This is a genomic window from Acidipropionibacterium timonense (assembly GCF_900605005.1).
In the GTDB taxonomy this organism is placed as follows: Bacteria; Actinomycetota; Actinomycetes; order Propionibacteriales; family Propionibacteriaceae; genus Cutibacterium; species Cutibacterium timonense.
This window is the reverse complement of record NZ_LR027564.1, coordinates 1-2,693: the sequence shown is the minus strand read 5'-3', so window position 1 is coordinate 2,693 and position 2,693 is coordinate 1. Positions and strand designations below refer to the sequence as shown.

2 protein-coding genes and 1 tRNA gene are annotated in these 2,693 nt (G+C 64.9%); all 3 read left to right on the top strand.

All coding sequences use genetic code 11. From position 1 onward, the window contains the following. Window positions 1-204: 204 nt before the first annotated feature. Window positions 205-290: transfer RNA gene (locus E0E30_RS13125), tRNA-Leu, on the top strand. Between the two features lie 160 nt (window positions 291-450). Next, the gene (locus tag E0E30_RS13120) at window positions 451-1,671 is read left to right on the top strand and encodes a tyrosine-type recombinase/integrase (protein ID WP_130866932.1); all 1,221 of its coding nucleotides are present in this window, start codon (window positions 451-453) and stop codon (window positions 1,669-1,671) included. Between the two features lie 184 nt (window positions 1,672-1,855). Next, window positions 1,856-2,101 carry a hypothetical protein gene (locus tag E0E30_RS13115; RefSeq protein ID WP_130866931.1) on the top strand — a complete coding sequence of 82 codons (246 nt, stop codon included), beginning with the start codon at window positions 1,856-1,858 and terminating at the stop codon, window positions 2,099-2,101. The last annotated feature ends 592 nt before the right edge of the window (window positions 2,102-2,693 follow it).

The following is a 2,693-nucleotide window of genomic DNA, read 5'->3' as shown; positions in this document are numbered from 1 at the left end:
TGATCTCACGGCGTGCGGCCATCGACAGCTCCCGATCCATGGCCCGGGCCTACACCGTCAGTACGCGGACATCCTCATCTGAGGCACGTGCTGCCGCATCCGGACCTTTTACGTGAGTCTCGTCGCTGATTTGCAATCGACGATCGGGTTCACTACAGTCCTATGTCTGTCCGGTACGGAGGTCACGACCTGCGAGACGGACGAGTCCGGGTGGCGGAATTGGTAGACGCGCTAGCTTGAGGTGCTAGTGGCCGCTTAAGGCTGTGGAGGTTCAAGTCCTCTCTCGGACACGCTGAGACATGGGTCTCTGACTAGGTATCACGCCTAGTCAGGGGCCTTTTGTCATGTCCGGGCAAAAGCGCACATGGGGGCAGGAAGCCGCAGGTAACCGCAACCATCAGGTGCATATCCGTTGCAGGGCCCCAACGGTTGCACCGGAATGGATCGACCATGCCCAAGAAGGCAACCAAGAAGACCGTCAAGCCCGCCAAGCGCTCGTTCGGCACGATCAGGCTGATGCGCAGCGGCAACTATCAGGCCAGCTACCCAGACCCGCTGGGCCGCCGGACCGCCAAGGGACACCTCCTGCAGCACCATGCCCCGTCCACGTTCGTGGACTACGAGCACGCGTCCACGTGGTTGAGCGACGAGCGCCGCCTCATCTCTGACGACCGGTGGACGGCTCCGGCTGACCGACTGGCCGAGCTCGCGGCGGAGGCCACCCCTGAGACCGGGCCGACCGTAGCCGAGTACGCCGAGCGGGTTGTCGCCCGAAAGCTGCGTAACAAGGTGATCGTGGGCACGACCGCTGACCTCAACCGCAAGTCCTTCCGCCTGCGGATCGCGGGAACCCCGCTGGCCGAGATGCCCATCGAGAAGGTGACCAAGGCCGATGTCATGAAGTGGTGGGATCGCTTGCCGGACACCCCGACGCAGAACTGGAACTCGTACTCCTGGCTGAAGGCGGTGATGGGGGAGGCCATCGAGGAGGACGAGCTGATCGAGGTGAACCCCTGCCGCCTGAAGCTGAAGAAGCCCAAGCCCAAGCACAAGGGCGAGACGCTGACGGAGCGTGAGCTGCTGGACTACCTGGCTGCTGTCCCGGAGCGCTACCGCCTGCCGCTCATGATGGCAGCGCTGTGCGCGATGCGCTCCGGCGAGGTGCGCGGGATGAGGCGCTGCGACGTCAACGTTACGGCGCGGACCATCGACGTGGAGCAGGCGGTGAGCCGGGTCAAGCTCTCCCCCGAGGAGGACAGCGGCTACGGCTGGCGATACGACGACCCGAAGACGGGCGCTGGCATCCGGTCGGTTGCCATGCCGCAGTACATGGTGGAGCCGATGCGCCAACACCTGGCCTCGCTGCCGGTGCGGGGCCGCGAGCAGATCCTGTTCCCGGCTCTCGATGGCATCTCGCCCATCGCGTCCTCGGTGCTGTGGGAGGCACACGACAAGGGGCGCCGCAGCATCAAGCGCCCCACGCTGTGGGTGCACGACCTCCGCAAGACCGGCGCAACGATGGCGGCCCAGCAGGGAGCCACGGTCAAGGAGCTCATGGCTCTGCTGGGGCACACGACCCCAGACATGGCCATGCGCTACCAGGTGGCGACGAAGGAGCGTGACCGCCAGCGTGCCGACCGTCTCGACGAGGCGTTGAATCGCGCGATTTAGCCCCCTCATGCCCGCCCCTGCCCCTTCATGTGGTAAGCTCGACACCAGATCACCGATCGAGCCCCGAAGACATCGACAAGGGGCAGGGGCGGGTCATCCGTCCCGACAAGCGGCAGCAACTGCGCGTAGCGACCTGAGATGGTCCGCGTGGGTCGACTTGGAGCACAAAGCTTCAAGGACCCCCATGCCCAAGTTGACCCCCGCAGTCGACCCCGAGTTCATCACCTACGCCGCTGCAGCGCGCCTCCTGAGCGTCAGCATCGACACCATCGAGCGCCGCGTGAGGGCGAAGGCGCTCCAGCGCTATGAAATCGACAATCCTGACGGCGGCCGTGCCGCGCGCCGCGTCCGCCGCTCCGACGTTCTCGCGCTCGCCAAGCCCGTCGACCCCGACGGCTTCGCCCACGCCATTCCGGGCGGTGCCCGGTGAACGCCACCACCTTCCCCTGCCTCTTGGCCGTGCTCTGGCCAGTGCGCCCTGCACCCTGTGCCCCGTGTAGCGATGTAGCACTTCGAGTCTCCCACGGGAAAACCCTTGGGCGGGAAATGCTGATTTTGACCGAAGAATGTGTGCGCAGTCTCCTCCACCCCGCCATCGCCCCTAGTCACACGCGTGTGCGCGTACGGCGTGACTTGATTTGTCGCAAAAGAATGTGTGCGCGGGTATGTGTGCGCATCGCTGGGGTTGCGCGGGAGGCACACCCTGTGCGCACACATTCTTTGCGAAGTATGTGTGCCCCGGAATGTGTGCGCACCCATCTTCCTCACCGGCTTGGAGAAGAAGCCCACGCCTCCCATGCAGCTCCCGACCCCAACAAAGAACTGACCCCCGGCCCGTTGCAGGGGCCGAGGGTCGGTGCTCCTCGAAAGGAATCAGAATGTCTGCCCCCATTGTCGGCTCTTCAGGATCCAGGGTGTAGTTGTGACTTGACTGTGTGAGAGTCTGCTGTAGTTGGCCTGTGGGGCCGGGGTGCGTGGGGGGAGGACCCTGCGCGAGGATCGGAGTGTCTTAAGTCCCGTCC

Excerpts from the sequence above, each read along its gene's own strand:
- E0E30_RS13120 (WP_130866932.1), top strand. The coding sequence starts at position 451 with ATGCCCAAGAAGGCAACCAAGAAGACCGTCAAGCCCGCCAAGCGCTCG.
- E0E30_RS13115 (WP_130866931.1), top strand. The coding sequence starts at position 1,856 with ATGCCCAAGTTGACCCCCGCAGTCGACCCCGAGTTCATCACCTACGCC.